The following is a 21,945-nucleotide window of genomic DNA, read 5'->3' as shown; positions in this document are numbered from 1 at the left end:
TCAGGAATGCGTGGTATCAGATTCAACGGCGACCGGCAGCGCGTTGTCGGCAGGCTGGAAGCCGCCGCCAAGGGCTGCGCTCAAGCGCACGCTGGACAGCAGCCGCTGCGACTGCAGATTGCTCAACCGCTGCTGGGCCTGCAGCAGCAGGTCCTGGGTGCTGAGCACGTCCAGGTAATTGCCGATGCCGGCGCGGTAACGCTGCTGCGCCAGCTCGTATGCGGCCTGCGCGATGGACATCGCCTGCTGCTGGGTTTCCACCTGCGTGGTCAGCGAGCGCACCGCGTTGACCTGGTCGGCCACGTCGCGCAGGGCATCGACCACGGCGCGGTTGTAGCTGGAAACAGCCAGGTCGTAATCGGCATCGCGTGTGGCAAGTCCAGCACGTAGGCGGCCGCCGTCGAAGATCGGCAGGCTCAGTGCCGGGGCGAGGATGCCGAAGGTGGAGCCGCTTTCGAGCAGGCTGCCGATGTCCTTGGACACCACGCCGCCCAATGCGGTGAGGTTGAGGCTGGGATAGAAGCGCGCCTTGGCCGCATCAATCTGACGGCCGGCCGCTTCCACTCGCCAACGCGCGGCAACGATGTCCGGGCGACGGCCCAACAGCTCGCTGGGCAACACGCCCGGCAACTGCAGCGCCAGCGGATTCAGCGGCTGCGGTTGGGCGATCTGCAAACCGCGATCCGGGCCCTGCCCAAGCAGCGCGGCCAGCGCGTTGCGGGCGGCATCCATCTGCTGCTGCGCGGCCAGTTGTTGTTGCTTGGCAACCGGCAGACGCGCTTCGGCCTGACGCACCTGCAACTCGCTGTCGATGCCGGCGCTGCGGCGCTGGCGGGTCAGCGACAGGGTTTTGTCGGCACGCGCCAGTTCGTCATTGGCAACGTGCTGCAGTTCCCACGCGTGGGCCAATTCCAGATAGGCCTGGACGATGCCGGTGGACAGGTCCAGACGTGCCGCCTGCGCATCCACCGTGGCGGCATGGTTGCTGTCCACAGCGGCTTCCCACGTAGCGCGTTTGCCGCCCCACAGGTCCACGCCGTAGCTGAAGTTCAACACGGCCTGCACGCTGCCGGCATAGTGACCGCCGGCCTCGTCACCGAGCATGGATTCGGGCAGGCGCATGCCGGTGTAACCCGGCGACACCGACAGGCTGGGCAGGCGGTCGGCCTGTGCACCGGCCACCTGCGCTCGCGCTTGCCGCAGGCGCGCATCGGCGATGTCCAGCGACGGGCTGTTGCGCAGGCCTTCCTCGACCAGCGCATCAAGCTGGGCATCGCCCAGCGCGCGCCACCAGTCGGCAGCAGGAAAACCGGAGGCACTGAGTCCGCTGCCAGCCAATGTCTGGCCAGCGTGCAGGCTGTCGGCATCGAGCAGGCGTCCTTGCGGTTGCAGCCCACGGCTGCTGGCGCAGGCGGCGAGCGCCAACGCCAAAGCACCCACCAACAGCGGGCGGGACAAACGAATGGGGGAAGTTTTCATGGGGGTGAGAGTGAGTCGCGTACGCGGGTGAGCAGGGAGAACAACTGATCGCGCTCGGCGCGGTCCAGGTCGTGCATGGCCAGATCAATCACCTGGTCACCGCGCGACTTGAGGCGCAGCCACAGCGCGCGGCCTTCATCGGTCAAGACGATCTGCAGGGCGCGGCGGTCCTGGATGTGGGGTTCGCGGCGCACGCAGCCCAGCTCTTCCAGCCGGTCCAGCAGGCGGGTCACCGCGCTGGGCACCTGGTCGATGGCATTGCCCAGCTCCGCCGCCGTGCAGGGCGCCTTGCAGGACAGGGCCTTGAGGCCGAGGTAATGGGTGAAGCCGATGCCGAGGTCTTCCTCGCGCATGGCAATGTCCAGTTGCCGGACAAGGCCATCGCGGACCTGCCGGAGCAACAGACCAAAGCTCGGCGGCATGGGAAGGGGATCGTTCATGGGGCGCTATATTATTTCCAACTGGAAATATTCTCCATGGAATATTTCCAACAAGAACTGAATTCAGTGTTACACATTTGAACAGAATCACGCCCCGCCACTCCCCGCAGGTCGCATCCGGCTTGGCATCCCCGCCGCCATCCGGATAATCGGCAGGCTGGAAGCCGGCAGCCACGCCGCGGCTTCACGTTTACAGGTAGCACCACCCGCAATGACCGACCTCGCACGCCCAGCCTTCCACGGCTTCGAACAGCAGCCGCTGCGCGAGTACGCTGAACGCGCCTATCTCGACTATTCCATGTATGTGGTGCTGGACCGCGCCCTGCCGTTCATCGGCGACGGGCTCAAGCCGGTGCAGCGCCGCATCATCTATTCGATGAGCGAACTGGGGCTCAGCGCCTCGGCCAAGCCCAAGAAATCCGCACGCACCGTCGGTGACGTGATCGGTAAGTACCACCCGCACGGCGACAGCGCCTGCTATGAAGCGCTGGTGCTGATGGCGCAGCCGTTCTCGTACCGCTATCCGCTGATCGAGGGCCAGGGCAACTTCGGCTCCAGCGACGACCCCAAGTCGTTCGCGGCCATGCGTTACACCGAATCCAAGCTCACCCCGATCGCCGAAGTGCTGCTGGGCGAGCTGGGCCAGGGCACCGTGGACTGGACGCCCAACTTCGACGGCACCCTGGAAGAACCCAGCTGGATGCCGGCGCGCCTGCCGCACCTGCTGCTCAACGGCACCACCGGCATCGCCGTGGGCATGGCCACCGACGTTCCGCCGCACAACCTCAATGAAATCGTCAGCGCGCTGCTGCACCTGATCGACGACCCGGACGCCACCATCGCCGAATTGTGCGAGCACGTGAAGGGCCCGGACTACCCGACCAGCGCCGAGATCATCACCCCGGCAGCGGACCTGCGGAACATCTACGAAACCGGCTACGGCAGCATCCGTGCCCGCGCTACCTTCATCAAGGAAGGCAGCAACATCGTGGTCACCGCGCTGCCGCACCAGGTCTCGCCATCCAAGGTGATCGAGCAGATCGCCGCACAGATGCGCGCCAAGAAGCTGCCGTGGCTGGAAGACATCCGCGACGAATCCGATCACGCCAACCCGGTGCGCGTGGTGTTGATGCCGCGCTCCAACCGCGTCGATGCCGACCAGTTGATGGGCCACCTGTTTGCCATCACCGACCTGGAGCGCAGCTTCCGCGTCAACCTCAACGTCATCGGCCTGGACGGGCGTCCGCAGGTCAAGAACCTGAAGATGCTGCTCAGCGAATGGCTGCGCTTCCGTCAGGACACCGTTACCCGTCGCCTCAACCATCGCCTGCAGAAGGTCGAGCGCCGCCTGCACCTGTTGGAAGGCTTGCTGGTGGCGTTCCTCAACCTGGATGAAGTGATCCGCATCATCCGCACCGAGGACGATGCCAAGGGTGCGTTGATCGCACGCTTCGAGCTGAGCGAAGACCAGGCCGATTACATCCTCGACACCAAGCTGAAACAGCTGGCGCGCCTGGAAGAAATGAAGATCCGTGGCGAGCAGGATGAGCTGGCCAAGGAGCGCGACAAGATTCTGTCTATCCTGCAGAGCACCGCCAAGTTGAAGAAGCTGGTCAGGGACGAGCTGCAGGCCGACGCCAAGAAGTTCGGCGACGAGCGCCGCTCGCCGCTGGTGCAGCGTGGCGCCGCACAGGCCATCGACGAAACCGAACTGGTCGCCAGCGAACCGATGACCGTGGTGTTGTCGGAGAAGGGTTGGGTGCGTGCCGCCAAGGGCCACGACGTGGACGGTTCCACCCTCTCCTACCGCGACGGCGACCGCCTGCTTGCGGCCACGCGTACCCGCAGCACGCAACAGGTCGCCTTCCTCGACAGTGACGGCCGCGCCTACTCCACGCCGGTGCACACGCTGCCCTCGGCGCGCGGCAACGGCGAACCGCTGACCGGCCGCTTCTCGCCGGCATCGGGCACGTCCTTCGTCACCATCGCCAGCGGCGACAACAACACCCGCTTCGTGCTGGCCTCGTCGCACGGCTACGGCTTCGTCACCCGCTTCGAGAACCTGGTGGGCCGCAACAAGGCCGGCAAGGCCATGCTCAACCTGTCCACCGGTTCGGCGGTGTTGTCGCCGTCCACGGTTGCCAATGTGGAAACCGACCGCATCGTCGCCGTCACCAGCGCCGGCAACATGCTGGCGATTCCGGCCAGCGACCTGCCCGAGCTGGACAAGGGCAAGGGCAACAAGATCATCGAGATCCCCAAGGCCAAGCTCTCCACCGAGCGCGTGGTGGCGGTGGTGGCGGTAAGCCCGGGCAACACCTTGCTGGTGCGCAGCGGTCAACGCACGATGAACCTGTCGTTCAAGGATCTGGAGACGTATCTGGGAACCAGGGCAACACGCGGGCATTTGTTGCCGCGCGGGTGGCAGAAAGTCGAAGGCCTGGAAGTTCAGTAAGACCGCAGGATACGGAAGGCCGGGCAAATGCCCGGCCTTCTATTTTTCGTAGGCTGGGATGAAATCCCAGCGCTGCATCGTCGATCCCCCCGCTGGGATTTCATCCCAGCCTACGAGACAACGGAGATTCCCCATGCACCCCGATTTCTGGCTTCAACGCTGGCAGGACGGACAGATCGGCTTCCATCGCAGCGAGGTGATGCCGCTGCTGCAGAAGCACTGGCCCTCGCTGGAACTACCGGCCGGTAGCCGCGTGCTGGTTCCGCTCTGCGGCAAGACGCTGGACATGCACTGGCTGGCCGCACAGGGCCACCGCGTGCTGGGGGTGGAATTGTCATCGCTGGCGGCGGAGCAGTTCTTCGCCGAAGCCGGCCTCATCCCGCAACGCCATCGCAGTGCGTTCGGTGAGCATTACAGCGCCGGCCCCATCGAAATCATCTGCGGCGATGCGTTTGCACTGGACGAAACCCTGCTGGCCGACATTGCCGGCGTCTACGACCGCGCCGCGTTGATCGCGTTGCCACCACCGTTGCGCCAGCAGTACCGCGACACCCTGTACGCACGGCTGCCAAGCGGCTGCCAGGGCGTATTGATCACCCTGGAATACCCGCAGGATGAAAAGCAGGGCCCACCGTTCTCGGTGGATCAGGCCGACGTCGAGCAACTGTTCACTGCACCGTGGCAGGCCGCGTTATTGGAACGACGCGACATCCTCGACCAGCAACCGGACTTCCGCGCGCAGGGCGTTAGCGCGTTGTCGACGGCGGTGTACAGGTTGAAGCACGGCTGAGAACCGCCTGAAGCCCAAAGCCTGCCCTCACCCCCAACCCCTCTCCCGCGTGCGGGAGAGGGGCTCAGAGTGCGTCGGCTCGTAGTGCGTTAGCCCCTCTCCCGTAAACGGGAGAGGGGTTGGGGTGAGGGCCGCTCTACCTGAGGGGTGAGGGCCGCTCTGGAGGGCCGCTCTGCGTGATCAGCAGTGAAAGCAGCTCCGATCCCTGGAAACAAAAACGTCTCCAACAAAGAAGGGCGGCTTTCGCCGCCCTTCTTCGCTCAAGCCTGCCAGGTCAATGCGCCGGGGTGCCTTTGGCATCCATCTTGCTGACTTGATACAGCTCCAAACCGATCCGCTTGATCAAGCTCAGCTGCTGCTCCAGCCACCAAGCATGGTCTTCTTCGGTGTCACGCAACTGCGCGATCAGGATGTCGCGGCTGACGTAATCGCCGTGCGTCTCGCACAGCTTCACACCGGCGGCCAGATTGGCACGCACCTGGTATTCCACCTGCAGATCCTTCTCCAGCATTTCCATCACCGTCACACCCGGCTCGAAGCCGTGCGGACGCATGTCCGGATTGCCACCCAGGAACAGGATGCGACGCAGCAGCGCATCGGCGTGCTCGGTCTCCTCTTCCATCTCGTGGCCAATGCGCTCGTACAGCGCCAGCAGGCCCTGATCTTCATAACGTCGGGAATGGATGAAGTACTGGTCACGCGCAGCCAACTCGCCGCGCAGCAGCTCTTTCAGGCATTCAATGACTTCGGGTTTGCCCTGCATGGGGGTGCTCCTGATGGTTCGAATGGGCATAGGGTGCCCCATCTGGCACAGCAATGATCTAATCGGAATCACTTTCACTTGCGATACCAGCTTCACCCAAGCGGCCCTTCCAACGCACCGCACCGGCTGCCACACGCCATCTTCACAACCTGTCTACAATCGGCCGCACTGACCGCTACCGGGGGTAGGCCTGTGCTGCGTTGGCTGCTGCGTGTGCTGGGAGTCGTGCTGGGACTGCTGTTGTTGTCGCTGCTTGTGGTCTGGATGCTGCTACGGGGCAGTCTGGCCCAGTTGGATGGGGAACTGGTTCTGCCGGGCTTGTCTGCGCCGGTCAGCATCGACCGCGACGCCAATGGCGTGCTCAGCGTCGAGGCCGCCAACGAAGCCGACATGGCGCGCGCGCTCGGGTATGTCCACGCGCAGGAACGCTTCTTTGAAATGGACCTGATGCGGCGCTCGGCCGCAGGCGAGTTGTCCGAGTTGTTCGGCCCCGATGCCCTGCCACTGGACCGCAGGATGCGCCTGCACCGGCTGCGCGCGCGTACTGTCGAAAACCTGGACGCCGCATTGGGCAGCAAGCGCGCCACCGTGCAGGCCTATCGCGACGGCGTCAACGCCGGGCTGGCCGCTTTGCCGGTACGCCCGTGGCCCTACTTGCTGCTGCGTCAGCAACCGCGCCCGTGGGAGCTGGAGGACTCGGTGCTGACCGGGCTGGCGATGTATGCCGATCTTCAAGACCCGAGCAACACCCGCGAACTTGCACTGGCGCGTATTCGCGACGTGGTTCCACCCGCTTTGTATGCGTTGCTGGCGCATGACGGCAGCGAGTGGGATGCGCCGTTGTTTGGGCAGCCCAGGGGGAATGCTGTTTTGCCGGATGCGGCCACGCTGGATCTGCGTGCATTGCTGAAAGACGCAGAAGCGGTCGACAAGTCCGCTGCCCTCACTCCACCACCTGCTTCGCAAGTGGTCCCCCTCTCTCCCGCTGAGCGGGAGAGAGGCATCGGTGGGCCGCCTACTGTTGGGGCCTCGTTTGCCCTCACTCCACCATCTGCTCTGCAGATGGTCCCCCTCTCTCCCGCTGGGCGGGAGAGAGGCATCGGTGGGCCGCCGGTGGCGGCCGAATACTTTGCAGGCAGCAACAACTTTGCGGTGGCTGGCGCACTCACCGCCGATGGTCGGGCGATCATCGCCGACGACATGCATCTGGGACTGCGTGCGCCGAACATCTGGTTCCGCGCGCGGTTGCGCTACACCGAGCCCACCGCACCGGAAGGCAAGGTCGATGTAACGGGCTTCACCCTGCCCGGCTTGCCGGCGGTGATTGTCGGCAGTAATACGCGCGTGGCCTGGGCCTTCACCAACAGCTACATCGATACCGCTGACTACGCGTGGCTGCCGGCCGGTACGCCGCTGCGCAGCCACAACGAAACCATCGCCGTGGCCGGCCAATCGCCGGAAACCCTTGTTGTGCGCGATAGCAACTGGGGCCCGGTGACCGAAGAAAACGCAGATGGCAGCCTGCTGGCGTTGCGTTGGGTGGGCCAGCTGCAAGGCGCGGTGAAGCTGGAGTTCGCCGACATGGCCAAAGCGGCCGATCTCGACGCAGCGTTGGCCGTTGCCGATCGCTCCGGCATTCCCGCGCAGAACCTGCTGGTGGGTGACCGCAAAGGGCGCATTGCCTGGCGGCTGATCGGCGCTCGCCCGGATCGCAGCGGCAACTGCAATGTGGGTGGCATCGCCAATGCACCAGACGCTGCTCCCGTTGAAGGCGCCAGCGCGCCCTGCCAGCCGTGGACGCTGCGCACCGATCACGCGCCCGCGTTGATCGACCCAACCGACCACCGCCTGTGGACCGCCAACACCCGCGTGCTCGATGGCGAAGCCCTCTCCGTTGCCGGCGATGGCGGCTATGACTTCGGCGCGCGTGCCAAGCAGATTCGCGATGGTCTGTTCGCGCGCGAACGCTTCACCGAACGCGACCTGCTGGCGATCCAGCTCGATGACCGCGCCCTGTTGATGGAGCGCTGGTGGAAGCTGATGCGACAGACACTGGAGCACAGCGACGATCCCGCATTGAAGCGTCTGGAAGCTGTCAGCCGCGAATGGCAGGGCCACGCCAGTGTCGATTCGGTGAGCTACCGCATGGCACGCGGCTTCCGTGGCATCACGTTGGATACGCTGCAGACTGCACTGCTGGAACCGGCCAAGCAGGCGCTCGGCGAGCCGTTTGTCGCCCCCAATCTGCCGCAGTTGGAAGGTGTGGTCTGGCCGCTGTTGAACGAACGCCCCGCCCATCTGCTGCCACCGCAGTTCGATAGCTGGGATGCCTTGCTGGCGGACAGTGCCTTGCAACTGGAACGTGATCTCGCCGAGCAAGGACCGGACTTGAGCCAACGCAGCTGGGGCGAGCGCAACACCGCCGCCATCTGCCATCCGGTTTCGCGCGCCTTGCCGGTGCTGTTCAAACGTTGGCTGTGCATGCCGCGCGAGCCCTTGCCCGGCGACAACAATATGCCGCGCGTGCAAGGGCCATCATTCGGCGCATCCGAACGCATGGTGGTATCACCCGGCCACGAAGCCGACGGCATCGTGCACATGCCCGGTGGCCAGAGCGGTCATCCCTTGTCACCGTTCTGGGGCGCAGGCCATGACGATTGGGTGCAAGGCAAACCCACACCGTTCCTGCCGGGCGCAGCCAAACACAAGCTCACCTTGCAGCCGAGATAATGCCGCGGTTGTAGAGCGGAGCCATGCTCCGCTGAGGCGCTACCCGTAAAGCTTCTGCCGAGCATGGCTCGGCACTACAGGCCACTTGCTCAGAACGCGTCGCCCGGCACGCGCACCCAGCCTTCCATCAGAATGCGGGCACTGCGGCTCATCACCGCCTTGGTGACCGTCCACTGTCCATCAACCAGTGCGACCGCAGCACCAACGCCCAAGGTGCCGGACGGATGACCGAAACGCACCGCATCGCGCCGACCGCCGCCAGCAGCGAGGTTGACCAGCGTGCCCGGCACTGCGGCTGCCGTAGCGATGGCGACCGAGGCGGTGCCCATCATCGCGTGGTGCAGCTTGCCCATCGACATGGCGCGCGCGTTGAGGTCGATATCGGCGGCGTGGATCTGCTTGTTGGCGCTGGACACATAGTCCTGTGGTGGCGCGACAAAGGCCACTTTAGGCGTGTGCTGGCGCTTGAGTGCTTCTTCCGGCGCCTTGATCAAGCCCATCCGCAACGCACCGGCAACGCGGATGGCCTCCAGCGTCGTCAATGCCGCCTTGTCTTCATTGATTGCCGGTTGCAGCTCGCAACCGGTGTAGCCGATGTCGGCGGCGTTGACGAACACCGTGGGAATGCCGGCCGTGATCATGGTCGCCTTCAACGTGCCAACGCCGGGCACTTCAAGATCGTCCACCAGATTGCCGGTGGGGAACATCGCACCGCCGCCCTCGCCTTCGCCGTCATCGGCGGGGTCGATGAACTCCAGCACGATTTCCGCCGCCGGAAACGTCACGCCATCCAGCTCGAAATCACCGGTCTCCTGCACCTGACCATTGCTGACCGGTACATGCGCAATGATGGTTTTGTTGATGTTGGCCTGCCAGATGCGCACCACGCAGATGCCGTTCTCCGGCACGCGCGACGCATCCACATAACCGGCATGCAGGGCGAACGCACCTGCGCCAGTGGAAAGGTTGCCGCAGTTGCCGGACCAGTCGACGAAATCGGTGTCGATCGACACCTGCCCGTAGAGATAGTCCACGTCGTGATCGGGCTTGCTGCTCGGCGAGATGATCACGCACTTGCTGGTGCTGGACGTGGCACCGCCCATGCCATCTGTGTGCTTGGCGTAGGGATCGGGTGAGCCGATCACGCGCTGCAGCAGGCGATCACGTGCGACGCCGGGTTGTTGTGCGCTGGCCGGCAGATCTTCCAGGCGGAAGAACACGCCTTTGGACGTACCGCCGCGCAGGTAGGTTGCCGGAATTTTGATCTGGGGGATGTGGGACATGGGTGGATTCCCTTGGGTTGTTGGTTTTGGAGATGGGCGCTAAGAGCTACCCCCTCTCCCCAACCCCTCTCCCGCGTGGGGGAGAGGGGCTTTGGTCTGCGTGAGTGCCGGCATCGCTGCCGACGTCATGATCTGCTCTTGCTCCCCTCTCCCTTCACGGGAGAGGGGTTGGGGGAGAGGGCGCTGACCGTCGCAAGAATCACTTCAAGCACCGCATCACCATTCCCCAGAATTTCGTTATTCCAGAACCGCAGGATCTTGAATCCCTGACTCTCCAACCACGCGTCACGTTTGAAGTCATGCACGCTCTCGTTGTGCTGCCCGCCATCCGCTTCAACAATCAACCGGACGCCGAAATGCACGAAGTCCACTACATACGGCCCAATGGGTTGTTGGCGACGAAACTTCTGCCCCAACAATCGGCGTGCCCGAAGGTGGCGCCAAAGCAGGTGCTCGGCATCGGTCATGTTGCTGCGCAGCTGCTTTGCGAATTTGAGTTGCTGCATGATCAGGGCCTCCTTTGCCCCCTCTCCCCAACCCCTCTCCCGCGAGGGGAGAAGGGCTAGAGCTCATGCAGTCTCATAAATCTCGTGATGCAGTTGGATCACCACTCCCCTCTCCCTTTACGGGAGAGGGGTCGGGGGAGAGGGTAGCTTTCCCCCTCAGCCCACCGAGCCTTCCAAAAAGTCCTGCGCGAACCGCTGCAACACACCACCGGCCTCGTAGATCGCAACTTCTTCATCCGAATCCAGACGGCAGGTCACCGGCACCTTCAGCACCTCACCGTTGCGGCGGTTGATCACCAGCGACAGCTCCGCGCGCGGGGTGCGCAAGCCCTGCACGTCATAGGTTTCCGTGCCGTCGAGCTGCAGGGTGTTGCGGTCGGTGCCCGGTTTGAATTCCAGCGGCAGCACGCCCATGCCGATCAGGTTGGTGCGGTGGATGCGCTCGAAACCTTCGGCGGCAATCGCTTCCACACCCGCCAGACGCACGCCCTTGGCGGCCCAGTCACGCGAGCTGCCCTGGCCGTAGTCGGCGCCGGCAATGATGATCAGCGGCTGCTTGCGCTCCATGTAGGTTTCAATCGCTTCCCACATGCGCATGACCTTGCCTTCCGGCTCGACGCGCGCCAGCGAACCCTGCTTCACGCTGCCGTCGTCGTTGCGCACCATCTCGTTGAACAACTTCGGGTTGGCAAACGTGGCGCGCTGCGCGGTGAGGTGGTCGCCGCGATGCGTTGCATAGGAGTTGAAGTCTTCTTCCGGCAGGCCCATTTTCGCCAGGTATTCACCCGCGGCGCTGGACAGCAGAATCGCGTTGGACGGCGACAGGTGGTCGGTGGTGATGTTGTCCGGCAACACCGCCAGTGGACGCATGCCCTTGAGCGTGCGCTCACCCGCCAATGCACCCTCCCAATACGGCGGACGGCGGATATAGGTGCTCTGCGGGCGCCAGTTGTACAGCGGGCTGACTTTTTCGCCATGCTCCACGCGCACCTTGAACATCGGGTTGTAAACGCTGCGGAACTGCTCCGGCTTCACCGATGCCTTCACCACTGCATCAATCTCGGCGTCGCTTGGCCAGATGTCCTTCAGGCGCACGTCGTTGCCATCGGCATCGACGCCCAGCACGTCTTTTTCGATATCAAAACGCATGGTGCCTGCGATGGCGTAGGCAATCACCAACGGCGGCGAAGCCAGGAACGCCTGCTTGGCATACGGATGGATGCGGCCGTCGAAATTGCGGTTGCCCGACAACACGGCGGTCGAATACAGATCGCGGTCGATGATCTCCTGCTGGATCGCCGGATCCAACGCGCCGCTCATGCCGTTGCAGGTGGTGCAGGCAAACGCAACGATGCCGAAGCCCAGCTTCTCCAGCTCCGGCAGCAGGCCCGCTTCTTCCAGATACAACTGCACCGCTTTGGAGCCGGGCGCCAGCGATGATTTCACCCACGGTTTGCGCAGCAGGCCGCGTGCGTTGGCGTTGCGTGCCAGCAAGCCGGCAGCAATGACGTTGCGCGGGTTGGAGGTATTGGTGCAGCTGGTGATCGCGGCAATGATCACCGCGCCATCGGGCATCAAGCCCTTGGCTTCTTCGGCCTTGCCCGATGCGAGCTTGGCTTCGTCAGCAATGCCCCGCTCCACCAGATCCGACACCGGCAAGCGCTTGTGCGGATTGCTGGGGCCGGCCATGTTGCGGACCACGCTGGACAGATCAAATTCCAACACACGCTCGTACTGCGCCGTGGCCAATGCATCGGCCCACAACCCGGTGCTGCGCGCGTAGTTTTCGACCAGCGCCAGCTGCGATTCCTCGCGGCCGGTCAGGCGCAGGTAATCAATGGTCTGCTCGTCGATGTAGAACATCGCTGCGGTTGCGCCGTACTCCGGGCACATATTGGAAATCGTGGCGCGGTCACCGATGGTCAGCGCCGACGCGCCTTCACCGAAGAACTCCAGCCAGGCACCAACCACACGTTCCTTGCGCAGGAATTCTGTCAGCGCCAGCACCACGTCGGTGGCGGTGATGTTGGGCTGCGGCTTGCCGGTGAGCTTGACGCCGATGATGTCGGGCAGGCGCATCCACGACGCGCGGCCCAGCATCACGTTCTCGGCTTCCAACCCGCCAACGCCAATGGCGATGACGCCGAGCGCATCGACGTGCGGGGTGTGGCTGTCGGTGCCGACGCAGGTATCCGGGAACGCGACGCCGTCCTGCACATAGATCACCGGCGACATTTTCTCCAGGTTGATCTGATGCATGATCCCGTTGCCCGGCGGGATCACATCCACGTTCTCGAAGGCCAGTTTGGTCCAGTCGATGAAGTGGAAACGGTCTTCGTTGCGGCGGTCTTCGATGGCGCGGTTCTTGGTGAACGCATCCGGATCGAAGCCACCGCATTCCACGGCCAGCGAGTGGTCGACGATCAACTGCACCGGCACCACCGGGTTGACCTTGGCCGGGTCGCCGCCCTTTTCGGCAATGGCATCACGCAGACCGGCCAGATCGACCAGCGCGGTCTGGCCAAGGATGTCGTGGCAGACCACACGCGCCGGGAACCACGGGAAATCGAGGTCACGCTTGCGCTCGATCAACTGCGTGAGCGAATCGGTGAGCGTGGACGGCGAGCAACGGCGCACCAGGTTTTCAGCCAGCACGCGCGAGGTGTACGGCAGCGTGGCGTAGGCACCGGGCTGGATGGCATCGACGGCGGCGCGCGCGTCGAAGTAGTCCAGAGTGCTGCCGGGAAGATGCTTGCGGTAATCGGTGTTCATGGCTGGCCTGTAAGGGTCTGGGCTTGCTGGTGTTGCCGTGGCTTGCGAGCGTATTGCTGAGACTGCAGCAAACCCACAACAACACATGGAATCTGGCAACTCCCCTTCGCCCGCCTGCGGGGGAAGGTGCCCGAAGGGCGGATGGGGGGAGCTTTGGCTTTGGCTTTGGCTTCGCTTCTTTCTACGGGCTTGAAGCTTGCTCCACGTGCTGGAAGCTTCCCCTCACTCCAACCCCTCTCCCGCAGGCGGGAGAGGGGCTTTATCTCGCTTGTGGCGAAGATGGCTTTGAGGTTTTAAGCGCGCTTGTCGATCGGCACAAACGCCTGATCTTCCGGGCCGGTGTAGTTGGCGCTCGGGCGGATGATCTTGCCGTCGATGCGCTGCTCGATGATGTGCGCGCTCCAACCAGCTGTGCGGGCAATCACGAACAACGGCGTGAACATCGCGGTCGGCACGCCCATCATGTGGTAGCTGACGGCGCTGAACCAATCCAGGTTCGGGAACATTTTCTTGATGTCCCACATCACCGTTTCAAGACGCTCGGCGATGTCGTACATCTTCATGTTTTCCTGCTCGGCCGACAGCGCGCGCGAGACGTCCTTGATCACCTGGTTGCGCGGATCGGACACGGTGTAGACCGGGTGACCAAAACCGATCACCACTTCCTTGCGCTCCACGCGCGCCTTGATGTCCGCCTCGGCTTCGTCCGGCGTTTCGTAACGCTTCTGCACCTCGAAGGCGACTTCATTGGCGCCGCCATGCTTGGGGCCGCGCAATGCACCGATACCGCCGGCGATGGCGCTGTACATGTCGCTGCCGGTGCCGGCGATGACGCGGCAGGCAAAGGTCGAGGCGTTGAATTCGTGTTCTGCGTACAGGATCAGGCTGGTGTGCATGGCCTTGACCCACGACTCGCGCGGCTGCTCGCCGTGCAGCAGGTGCAGGAAGTGGCCGCCGATGGAGTCATCGTCGGTTTCCACGTCGATGACGCGGCCGTTGTGGCTCCAGTGGTACCAGTACAGCAGCATCGAGCCGAGGCAAGCCATCAGCTTGTCGGCGATGTCGCGCGCGCCCGGGTGATTGTGGTCGTCCTTCTCCGGCGACACGCAGCCCAACACGGAAACACCGGTGCGCATCACGTCCATCGGGTGCGCCGACGGCGGCAGTTCTTCCAACGCCGCCTTGACCGATGCCGGAATGCCACGCAGCGCCTTCAGCTTGGCCTTGTAGGCGCGCAGCTCAGCCTTGTTGGGCAGCTTGCCGTGCACCAGCAGATGCGCGATTTCCTCGAACTCGCTGGTGTTGGCCAGATCCAGGATGTCGTAACCGCGGTAGTGCAGATCGTTGCCGCTACGGCCGACCGTACACAGCGCGGTGTTGCCTGCGGCGGTGCCGGACAGGGCGACAGATTTCTTCGGCTTGAACGCCGGTGCGGCAGTGGATTCAGACATGGTGTGAACCTCGATCAGTTGCGGGATATGGAAGCCCCTCTCCCACCGGGAGAGGGGTTGGGGTGAGGGTCGGACGTACTGATGCATTCAGCAGTACAAGCAGCACCACCCTCATCCGGCGCTACGCGCCACCTTCTCCCAACGGGAGAAGGGAGCAATGCTTACTTCTTCGCAGCAAACGTCTTGTCCAGGCTGCGCTCGAATTCGTGATAACCAATGCGGTCATACAGCTCCTCGCGGGTCTGCATGCTGTCCACCACATTACGCTGGTGGCCGTCACGACGAATGGCTTCGTAAACGTTCTCGGCCGCCTTGTTGGCCGCACGGAACGCCGACAGCGGGAACAACTGGATCGCCACGCCGGACGCAGCCAGCTCGTCGCGACTGAACAGCGGCGTCGCGCCGAATTCGGTGATATTGGCCAGCAGCGGAACCTTCACCGCGTCGGCGAAACGCTTGTAGGTTTCCAGGTCGTAGGCGGCTTCGGCAAAGATGCCGTCGGCGCCGGCTTCCACACAGGCGATGGCGCGTTCGATGGCGGCGTCCACGCCTTCCATCTGGATAGCGTCGGTGCGCGCGATCAGGAAGAAGTCCGGATCGGTCTTGGCATCGGCCGCCGCTTTCACGCGATCGACCATCTCCGACTGGGTCACGATTTCCTTGCCCGGGCGGTGGCCGCAGCGCTTGGCGCCGACCTGGTCTTCAATGTGGCAGGCGCCGGCACCGGCCTTGATCAGCGACTTCACCGTGCGGGCGATGTTGAACGCACTCGGGCCGAAGCCGGTGTCGATGTCCACCATCAGCGGCAGGTCGCAGACGTCGGAGATGCGACGCACGTCGATCAGCACATCTTCCAGCGTGTTGATGCCCAGGTCCGGCAGACCCAGCGAGCCCGCGGCGACGCCGCCACCGGACAGGTAAATGGCGCGGTAGCCGGCACGTTTGGCCAGCAGGGCGTGGTTGGCGTTGATCGCACCGATCACCTGCAGCGGCGATTCGGCAGCCAGTGCGGCGCGGAAGGCGGCGCCTGCGGAAGAGAGACTCATGGTGGCTCCTGTCTTGGCGGCGGCGGTGGTGCCATTCCGCGATGGCCGACAATCTGGCACCATCCAACGCATTGATCAATCTTGATTCAACCAATCAACCTATTGAGCCACCATGTCTGACCGCCCCGATCCAGAGCTGATCCCCGCCAGCGATGCCTGTGCCCTGCTCGGCATCAGCCCCGCCACGCTGTACGCCTATGTCAGCCGTGGCCAGCTCAGTTCGCGGCCGGGCGCGGATTCGCGCAGCCGCGTGTATCTGCGCGCCGAAGTTGAACGGCTGGCACACCGCAAACAGGCCGGGCGCGGTGCAGCGCGTGGCGCGGCGCAGAGCTTGGATCGCGGCCTGCCGGTGCTGGAAACCCGCATCTCACTGATCCGCCCCGACGCGCCCTACTACCGCGGCCGCTCGGCGGTGGCTGCAGCGCAGGCCGGCGCAACGCTCGAAGACATCGCGCGATTGCTGTGGGAGGGCGAGGAGCAGGACCCGTTCGCAACGTCCGCTCCTTCACCGTGGCCGCAACGCGTAGCGACGCTGGCGCTGGATACCGTGCTGCCCCCGCTGGAACGCACCATGGCCTGCATCCCATTGCTGGCGTTGGAGCAGCGGCAATCGCTCAACGCCGCCGCGCCGGTCCGCCGTGAAGTAGCGGCGATGTTGCTGCGACAGAACGCTGCCTTGCTGGTCGGCATCCAACCCGATGCGCGCCCAGTGCATCGCCTGCTCGCTGACGCATGGCGGCCGGGCAATGCCGGTTTTTCCGAGGTGGTGCGCTCGGCCTTGGTGTTGTGCGCCGATCACGAACTGAACGCATCGGCATTTGCCGCACGCGTGGTCGCCTCCACCGGCGCGCATCTGCACGCGACGGTGAGCGCCGGCCTGGCCGCGTTGTCGGGCCCACGCCACGGCGGCGCCACCGCGCGTGCGCATGCGCTGCTGCTCGATGCACAAGCCAGCGGCGCACCTGCCAGCTTCATCGCTGAACGCTGGCGACGCGGCGACGAGCTGCCCGGCTTCAATCACCTGCTCTACCCCGACGGCGACCCGCGCGGTGCCGAAGTGCTGCGCCTGCTGCGCGAACTGTCCGACGACAACGCGCGAATGCAGCAGGTCGAAACGGTGATTGCCGCCACGCTCGAAAACAGCGGCCAGCATCCAAACATCGATGGTCTGCTCGCAGCGATCTGCTACGTGTACGACCTACCGGCAAGCCATGCATTGGTGATGTTCGCCACCGCCCGCCTGGTCGGCTGGCTGGCGCATGCACTTGAGCAACAGGCACTCGGCACCTTGATCCGCCCGCGCGCGCGCTACACCGGCGTGGTGCCCGGCAAATCCCTGTAGGAGCGGCCTAGGCCGCTCCTACAGCACTGTTCGCAGTTACTGCCGCTTCCGACTCCACGCCTGGATGATCGCCGCCATCGCCTGCACGCCATCGGTCAATGCCGCCGGGCCGGGCTGGAGGATCAGCGGCGATTTGATCTCGTGCAGCTCACCGTCGCGCACGGCATTGATCGCCTCCCAGCCGGGGCGTTCCGCCACGCGCTCGGGACGGAATTTCTTGCCACACCACGAACCGATGATGATGTCCGGGTTGCGCGCAATCACCGGATCACCGTTAGCGAGAATCCGCGCCTTGGCCAGCGGCTCACATGACAGTTCCGGGAACACGTCATCGCCGCCGGCAATCGTCACCAACTCCGCGCCCCACTGGATGCCGGTGATGATGGGCTCGTCCCATTCTTCGACATACACACGCGGCCGCTGCGGCAGCATCGCGGCCTGCGCGGCAATGGCGTCCAGCCCGCGCTGCAGTTCATCGGCATAGGCATTGGCACGTTCGGCCACGCCGACCAACCCGCCAAGCCGGCGGATGTAATCGAGGATGCCGGCCACGCTGCGATGGTTGGCGATCCACACTTCCACGCCGTTGCGAATCAGCTCGGCGGCAATGTCGGCCTGGATATCGGAAAAGCCAATCGCAAGGTCCGGCTTCAACTTCAGAATTTCATCCACCTTGGCACTGGTGAACGCGCTGACCTTGGGCTTTTCTCGTCGCGCCTGTGGCGGCCGCACGGTGAAGCCGCTGATGCCGACGATGCGGTCCTGCTCACCCAAGGCGTACAGCGTTTCGGTGGGCTCTTCGGTCAAGCAGACAATGCGACGCGGTCCAATCATGTTGCGGCAAACTCCGTGCTATCGACGAACACCGCCGGGCTGTTCCAGGGATGATGCGCAGCGATGCCGAGTTCAAGCACGCGCTGCAAACGCACCGCATCGCGCGGAATACAAAACTCCAGGCGCACGCTGGGCTCGCGCACCAGCTCCCCGGCATCACCGCAAGCACTCACGGTGCCTGCCTGTACGCGGAACTGTTCATGCCCCGGCGCCGACTCCCACATGCCATGCGAATAGCCACCGGCCGCCAGATCATCGACGGCCAGAATGCCGGCCTTCAACGCCTGCAGATGCGCCGGCGGCACGAACACGGTGATGCGATAGACCGGATGCAGTTTCATCAACGCATCTCGCCGCCCAACCACCGCACGCAGCCGTGGCGACTCATGGATACAACAGCTGCTTGCTCCAGCTGCCTGCGGCATCGGCTTCGTAGCTCCAGCGCTCATGCAGACGGAAGTTGGCGCCGTACCAGAACTCGATACGCTTGGGCACCACACGCACGCCGCTCCAGCCTTCCGGTCGCGGTACATCGCGACCTTCAAAACGTGCTTCAAAACTGGCCAATCGCTGCTCGAATTCCTCGCGCGAAGCCAACGGCTGCGACTGCGCCGATGCCCACGCGCCGATCTGGCTCATGCGCGGACGCGAGGCGAAGTACGCATCGGCTTCAGCCGCCGATACCAACTGCGCCTCACCTTCCACCCGCACCTGGATACCGGCTTCACGCAGGCTGCGCCACAGGAACAACAACGCCACCTGGCGATTGGCGTGCAGCTCACGGCCTTTGCGGCTGTCCAGATGCGTGTAGAAGACAAAACCGCGCTCGTCGAATGCCTTGAGCAGCACGGTGCGTGCCGACGGCCGACCGTCAAGGTCAACGGTGGCCACGGTCATCGCCGTGGCGTCGATTTCGTTACCTGCCTTGGCCTCTTCAAACAATGAGGCGAATGTCGAAAGCGCTTCTGCGTAAAGATCGGTCATGGTTCCAGTTCGGACAGCATGGGATTGGGCTATTGTGGCGCCATGTCCCCCGTTCCGCACCGTTTTTCCCCCCGCCGTTTTTCGCAGACGCTGGTCACGCAGGCGTTGGACGATGCGCTGGCAAGCAGTGCATCCACGCCGGTGTTGGCGATCAGTGGCGTGCAGGGCAGCGGCAAATCCACGCTGGCCGCGCAGGTGGTCGAGCTGGCGCGCTCACGCGGATTGTGTGCCGCGGCGTTATCCATTGACGACACCTACCTCACCCGCGCGCAGCGCCAGCGTCTGGCCGACCGCATCCATCCACTGCTGGCCACACGCGGCCCGCCGGGCACGCACGACCTGCCGCTGGCATTGTCCACGCTGGATGCGGCCAAGGCCGGCCACGCATTCCCGCTGCCACGTTTTGACAAGCTCGCCGACGAGCGCGTGCCCGAGCTGCAATGGAGCCAGATCCAACAGCCGCTGGACCTGCTGGTGTTTGAAGGCTGGTTCCTGGGCACGCCGGCCGAATCCGACGCTGCGCTGGAAGCGCCGCTGAATGCACTGGAACGCGAAGCCGATGCCGATGGCACCTGGCGGCGCTGGTGCAATCAGGCACTGGCCGATGATTATCCAGCGCTCTGGCAACGTTTCGACCGTTTGTGGTTCCTGCAGCCCCCCAGCTTCGCCGTGGTGCCGCAGTGGCGCTGGCAGCAGGAACAGGCGCTGCAGCAGGCCTCGCCCGGCCGTACCAGCATGAGCCGGCCGCAGGTCGAACGCTTCGTGCAGTTCTACGAACGCATCAGCCGGCAGGCGCTACGCACGCTGCCGGACATTGCCGACCGCACCATCGCGCTGGATGCACAACGGCGACCGCTTTAGCCGCGAGAGGTTGCTGCAGGCGCGGCCCTTGCCGCACCCACAGCACGCCGCCGTTACTGGACCAGGAACGTGATCCGCAGGTTGACCCGCCATTCGGTGATGTTGCCGTCACCGTCGGTCACCACCTTGGTTTCGTTGACCCAGGCACCCTGGATGCCTTTGACGGTCCCGGCCACTTTCTTCAACCCGGTACGCACCGCATCCTCGACACTGGTTTTGGACGACGCGCTGACTTCAATGATTTTCGCCACTGACATGTCTGACTCCTTGGTTGCACCACGAACCATTTCGTGGAGCTTGGGAGCTTGGCTGCTACCGTGTTAAGGCACTGACACGAGTGCTAGCATCACCTGACGATGAATCCCGCCCCCAATCTCATCCTCGTCGGCCCCATGGGCGCCGGTAAAACCTGCATCGGCCGTCGCCTGGCCGAGCGCTTTGGGCTGGCATTTGTCGATGCCGACCAAGCAATCGTTGATGACGTCGGTTCCAGCATCTCCAGCATTTTCGAGAACGTCGGCGAAGCCGGCTTCCGCGTGCATGAGAAGCGCGTATTGGCCCAACTGCTGGCACGGCACGGGCAGTTGATCTCGACCGGTGGCGGCACGGTGCTGGATGCCGACAACCGGCAACGTCTGGGCGAGCGTGGCTTCGTGGTCTACCTGCGGGTCAGCGTGCACTCTCAGCTGGAGCGCCTGCACCGCGACAAGACCCGCCCGCTGCTGCAGCGCGCGGATCGCGAAGACGTGCTGCATGCCATGGCCGCGCTGCGCGATCCGCTGTACCGCTCGGTGGCTGACCTGACCATCGACACCGACCTTTATTCCCCCGCCGAAGCCACCGCGCAACTGGTGGTGCGGCTTGCCGCGCAATGGCAGATTCCGGACCTTCCCGCATGACCGCTTCCCCCCGCACTGTCGCCGTTGGCGGCGAACTCCCCTATCAAATCCACATCGGCCCGGGCCTGTTGTCCGAGGCCGGACTGCTGACCGGCGCCATCCGCGGCCGCCACGTTCTGCTGGCCAGCGATGACACCGTCGCGCCGTTGTATCTGGCACGCGTGCGCCAGGCGCTGCAGGCCGCGCGCCCCGAGCTGAAGATCGGCGAATACATCATCCCCGCCGGCGAGGCCTCCAAAACGCTGGACAACTTCGGCGGCGCCATCAACGCGCTGGCTGCACTGGGCGCCACCCGCGATGCCTGCGTGCTGGCCCTGGGCGGCGGCGTGGTCGGCGACCTGGCCGGTTTTGCCGCCGCCTGCTGGATGCGCGGCGTGGACTGCGTACAACTGCCGACCACGTTGTTGGCGATGGTGGATTCCTCGGTCGGCGGCAAGACGGCAGTGGATATCGCGCAGGGCAAAAATCTGGTCGGCGCCTTCCATCCGCCGCGTGCGGTAATTGCCGACACCAGCGCATTGCGCACCCTTCCCGTGCGCGAACTGCGTGCCGGGCTGGCCGAAGTGATCAAGTACGGCGCCATCCGCGACCCGTTGTTCTTCCAATGGCTGCAGGCCGAGCGCGAGACCTTGCTGGCCGGCGACGACGGCGCCCTGGCACAGGCCATCGCCCGCAGCTGCGAGCACAAGGCCGAGATCGTCGAACGCGATCCGCTGGAGAAAGGCGAACGCGCCCTGCTCAACCTGGGCCACACCTTCGGCCACGCCATCGAGACCGCGCAGGGCTACGGCGCACCGGGCAACGACAACCTCAATCACGGTGAAGCCGTGGCCGTGGGCATGGTGCTGGCAGCGCGTTTGTCGGCCGCCTTGGGCATGGCCACGGCGGCCGACACCGACACGCTGCGCGAGTTGCTGCTGGCCTACGGCCTGCCGGTGACCATCCCGGCCGGGCTGGAACCGGAAGCCCTGCTGGCACACATGCGCCTGGACAAGAAGAACATCGCCGGCCGCCTGCGCCTGGTGCTGTGGCGCGGCATCGGCAAGGCTGAAGTGGTGCCGGATGTGGATGAGGCGGCGGTATTGGCTGTATTGCGGGAAGGCTGAGCGGTAACGCAGCAAGCAGGCTTCACAAGCCCCTCTCCCGGCGGGAGAGGGTTGGGGTGAGGGGCCGGGCGACACCCTTCCGTGTCCAGCGGCATGGATTTAGCCGCACCCTCATCCGCCCTTTGGGCACCATCTCCCGCAGGGAGAAGGACGTCGCTGACTTCTTCCAGCGGTCTCAGACCAGCCCAAAACCCGCGCAACGGC

Annotated in this window: 19 protein-coding genes; 7 read left to right on the top strand and 12 right to left on the bottom strand. The window is 64.4% G+C overall.

Annotation, left to right across the window (positions count from 1 at the left end; all coding sequences use genetic code 11):
- Positions 1-1,479 (bottom strand): efflux transporter outer membrane subunit, encoded by a 1,479-nt coding sequence (locus ACREP4_RS05875; protein WP_431595222.1) that lies wholly within the window; start codon positions 1,477-1,479, stop codon positions 1-3.
- The gene (locus ACREP4_RS05870) at positions 1,476-1,919 is read right to left on the bottom strand and encodes a MarR family winged helix-turn-helix transcriptional regulator (RefSeq protein ID WP_431595221.1); all 444 of its coding nucleotides are present in this window, start codon (positions 1,917-1,919) and stop codon (positions 1,476-1,478) included. The genes ACREP4_RS05875 and ACREP4_RS05870 overlap by 4 nt, the downstream gene beginning before the upstream one ends.
- A 211-nt stretch (positions 1,920-2,130) precedes the next feature.
- Between ACREP4_RS05870 and parC the strand changes: the two genes are divergently transcribed.
- On the top strand, positions 2,131-4,374 hold the full coding sequence (parC, locus tag ACREP4_RS05865; protein WP_431595220.1) for a DNA topoisomerase IV subunit A: 2,244 nt from the start codon (positions 2,131-2,133) through the stop codon (positions 4,372-4,374).
- Between the two features lie 133 nt (positions 4,375-4,507).
- Positions 4,508-5,164, top strand: a complete 657-nt coding sequence (locus tag ACREP4_RS05860) for a thiopurine S-methyltransferase (RefSeq protein ID WP_431595219.1) — start codon at positions 4,508-4,510, stop codon at positions 5,162-5,164.
- A gap of 274 nt (positions 5,165-5,438) precedes the next feature.
- Here ACREP4_RS05860 and bfr read toward each other — a convergent pair whose 3' ends face one another.
- Complete coding sequence (gene bfr, locus ACREP4_RS05855; RefSeq protein ID WP_431595218.1) at positions 5,439-5,927, bottom strand: bacterioferritin; 489 nt, start codon at positions 5,925-5,927, stop codon at positions 5,439-5,441.
- A 192-nt stretch (positions 5,928-6,119) separates the two neighbouring features.
- Between bfr and ACREP4_RS05850 the strand changes: the two genes are divergently transcribed.
- Positions 6,120-8,657: a penicillin acylase family protein gene (locus ACREP4_RS05850; RefSeq protein ID WP_431595217.1), complete on the top strand. Its 2,538-nt coding sequence runs from the start codon at positions 6,120-6,122 to the stop codon at positions 8,655-8,657.
- A gap of 89 nt (positions 8,658-8,746) precedes the next feature.
- Here ACREP4_RS05850 and prpF read toward each other — a convergent pair whose 3' ends face one another.
- The 5 genes from prpF to prpB all read right to left on the bottom strand — a co-directional run bounded on the left by prpF (position 8,747) and on the right by prpB (position 15,715).
- Complete coding sequence (gene prpF / locus ACREP4_RS05845) at positions 8,747-9,940, bottom strand: 2-methylaconitate cis-trans isomerase PrpF (RefSeq protein ID WP_431595216.1); 1,194 nt, start codon at positions 9,938-9,940, stop codon at positions 8,747-8,749.
- 125 nt (positions 9,941-10,065) lie between these two features.
- A complete protein-coding gene (locus ACREP4_RS05840) occupies positions 10,066-10,446 on the bottom strand; it encodes an endonuclease domain-containing protein (RefSeq protein ID WP_431595215.1) in 381 nt (126 codons plus the stop codon).
- Between the two features lie 156 nt (positions 10,447-10,602).
- Positions 10,603-13,218, bottom strand: a complete 2,616-nt coding sequence (gene acnD, locus ACREP4_RS05835; protein WP_431595214.1) for a Fe/S-dependent 2-methylisocitrate dehydratase AcnD — start codon at positions 13,216-13,218, stop codon at positions 10,603-10,605.
- Between the two features lie 293 nt (positions 13,219-13,511).
- Positions 13,512-14,669 (bottom strand): bifunctional 2-methylcitrate synthase/citrate synthase, encoded by a 1,158-nt coding sequence (gene prpC / locus ACREP4_RS05830; RefSeq protein ID WP_431595213.1) that lies wholly within the window; start codon positions 14,667-14,669, stop codon positions 13,512-13,514.
- A 161-nt stretch (positions 14,670-14,830) separates the two neighbouring features.
- Entirely contained in the window at positions 14,831-15,715 is an 885-nt protein-coding gene (gene prpB / locus ACREP4_RS05825) for a methylisocitrate lyase (RefSeq protein WP_431595212.1), read from the bottom strand.
- Between the two features lie 112 nt (positions 15,716-15,827).
- On the opposite strand from prpB, the gene ACREP4_RS05820 reads away from it, so the two are divergent.
- On the top strand, positions 15,828-17,057 hold the full coding sequence (locus ACREP4_RS05820) for a citrate/2-methylcitrate synthase (protein WP_431595211.1): 1,230 nt from the start codon (positions 15,828-15,830) through the stop codon (positions 17,055-17,057).
- 36 nt (positions 17,058-17,093) lie between these two features.
- Here the strand turns inward: ACREP4_RS05820 and ACREP4_RS05815 are convergent, their stop codons facing one another.
- From ACREP4_RS05815 to pdxH, 3 genes are read right to left on the bottom strand one after another with little or no spacing between them, the layout of a single operon-like run.
- Positions 17,094-17,888 (bottom strand): cobalamin-binding protein, encoded by a 795-nt coding sequence (locus ACREP4_RS05815; RefSeq protein WP_431595329.1) that lies wholly within the window; start codon positions 17,886-17,888, stop codon positions 17,094-17,096.
- Complete coding sequence (locus tag ACREP4_RS05810) at positions 17,888-18,232, bottom strand: hypothetical protein (RefSeq protein ID WP_431595210.1); 345 nt, start codon at positions 18,230-18,232, stop codon at positions 17,888-17,890. Before ACREP4_RS05810 ends, ACREP4_RS05815 begins: the two co-directional genes overlap by 1 nt.
- 43 nt (positions 18,233-18,275) lie before the next feature.
- Positions 18,276-18,875 carry a pyridoxamine 5'-phosphate oxidase gene (pdxH, locus tag ACREP4_RS05805; RefSeq protein WP_431595209.1) on the bottom strand — a complete coding sequence of 200 codons (600 nt, stop codon included), beginning with the start codon at positions 18,873-18,875 and terminating at the stop codon, positions 18,276-18,278.
- Positions 18,876-18,917: 42 nt separating this feature from the next.
- Here pdxH and ACREP4_RS05800 point away from each other — a divergent pair, with 42 nt between their 5' ends.
- Positions 18,918-19,736: a kinase gene (locus tag ACREP4_RS05800; protein WP_431595208.1), complete on the top strand. Its 819-nt coding sequence runs from the start codon at positions 18,918-18,920 to the stop codon at positions 19,734-19,736.
- A 53-nt stretch (positions 19,737-19,789) separates the two neighbouring features.
- On the opposite strand, the gene ACREP4_RS05795 is transcribed toward ACREP4_RS05800, so the two are convergent.
- Entirely contained in the window at positions 19,790-19,993 is a 204-nt protein-coding gene (locus ACREP4_RS05795) for a dodecin family protein (RefSeq protein ID WP_431595207.1), read from the bottom strand.
- 99 nt (positions 19,994-20,092) lie between these two features.
- On the opposite strand from ACREP4_RS05795, the gene ACREP4_RS05790 reads away from it, so the two are divergent.
- Entirely contained in the window at positions 20,093-20,635 is a 543-nt protein-coding gene (locus ACREP4_RS05790) for a shikimate kinase (protein ID WP_431595206.1), read from the top strand.
- Complete coding sequence (gene aroB / locus ACREP4_RS05785; RefSeq protein WP_431595205.1) at positions 20,632-21,741, top strand: 3-dehydroquinate synthase; 1,110 nt, start codon at positions 20,632-20,634, stop codon at positions 21,739-21,741. Before ACREP4_RS05790 ends, aroB begins: the two co-directional genes overlap by 4 nt.
- Positions 21,742-21,945 lie beyond the last annotated feature (204 nt).

The sequence above is a fragment of the Stenotrophomonas sp. genome (genome assembly GCF_050737575.1).
In the GTDB taxonomy this organism is placed as follows: Bacteria; Pseudomonadota; Gammaproteobacteria; order Xanthomonadales; family Xanthomonadaceae; genus Stenotrophomonas.
The sequence above is the reverse complement of the archived record's forward strand: the minus strand, read 5'-3'. Positions and strand labels throughout refer to the sequence as shown.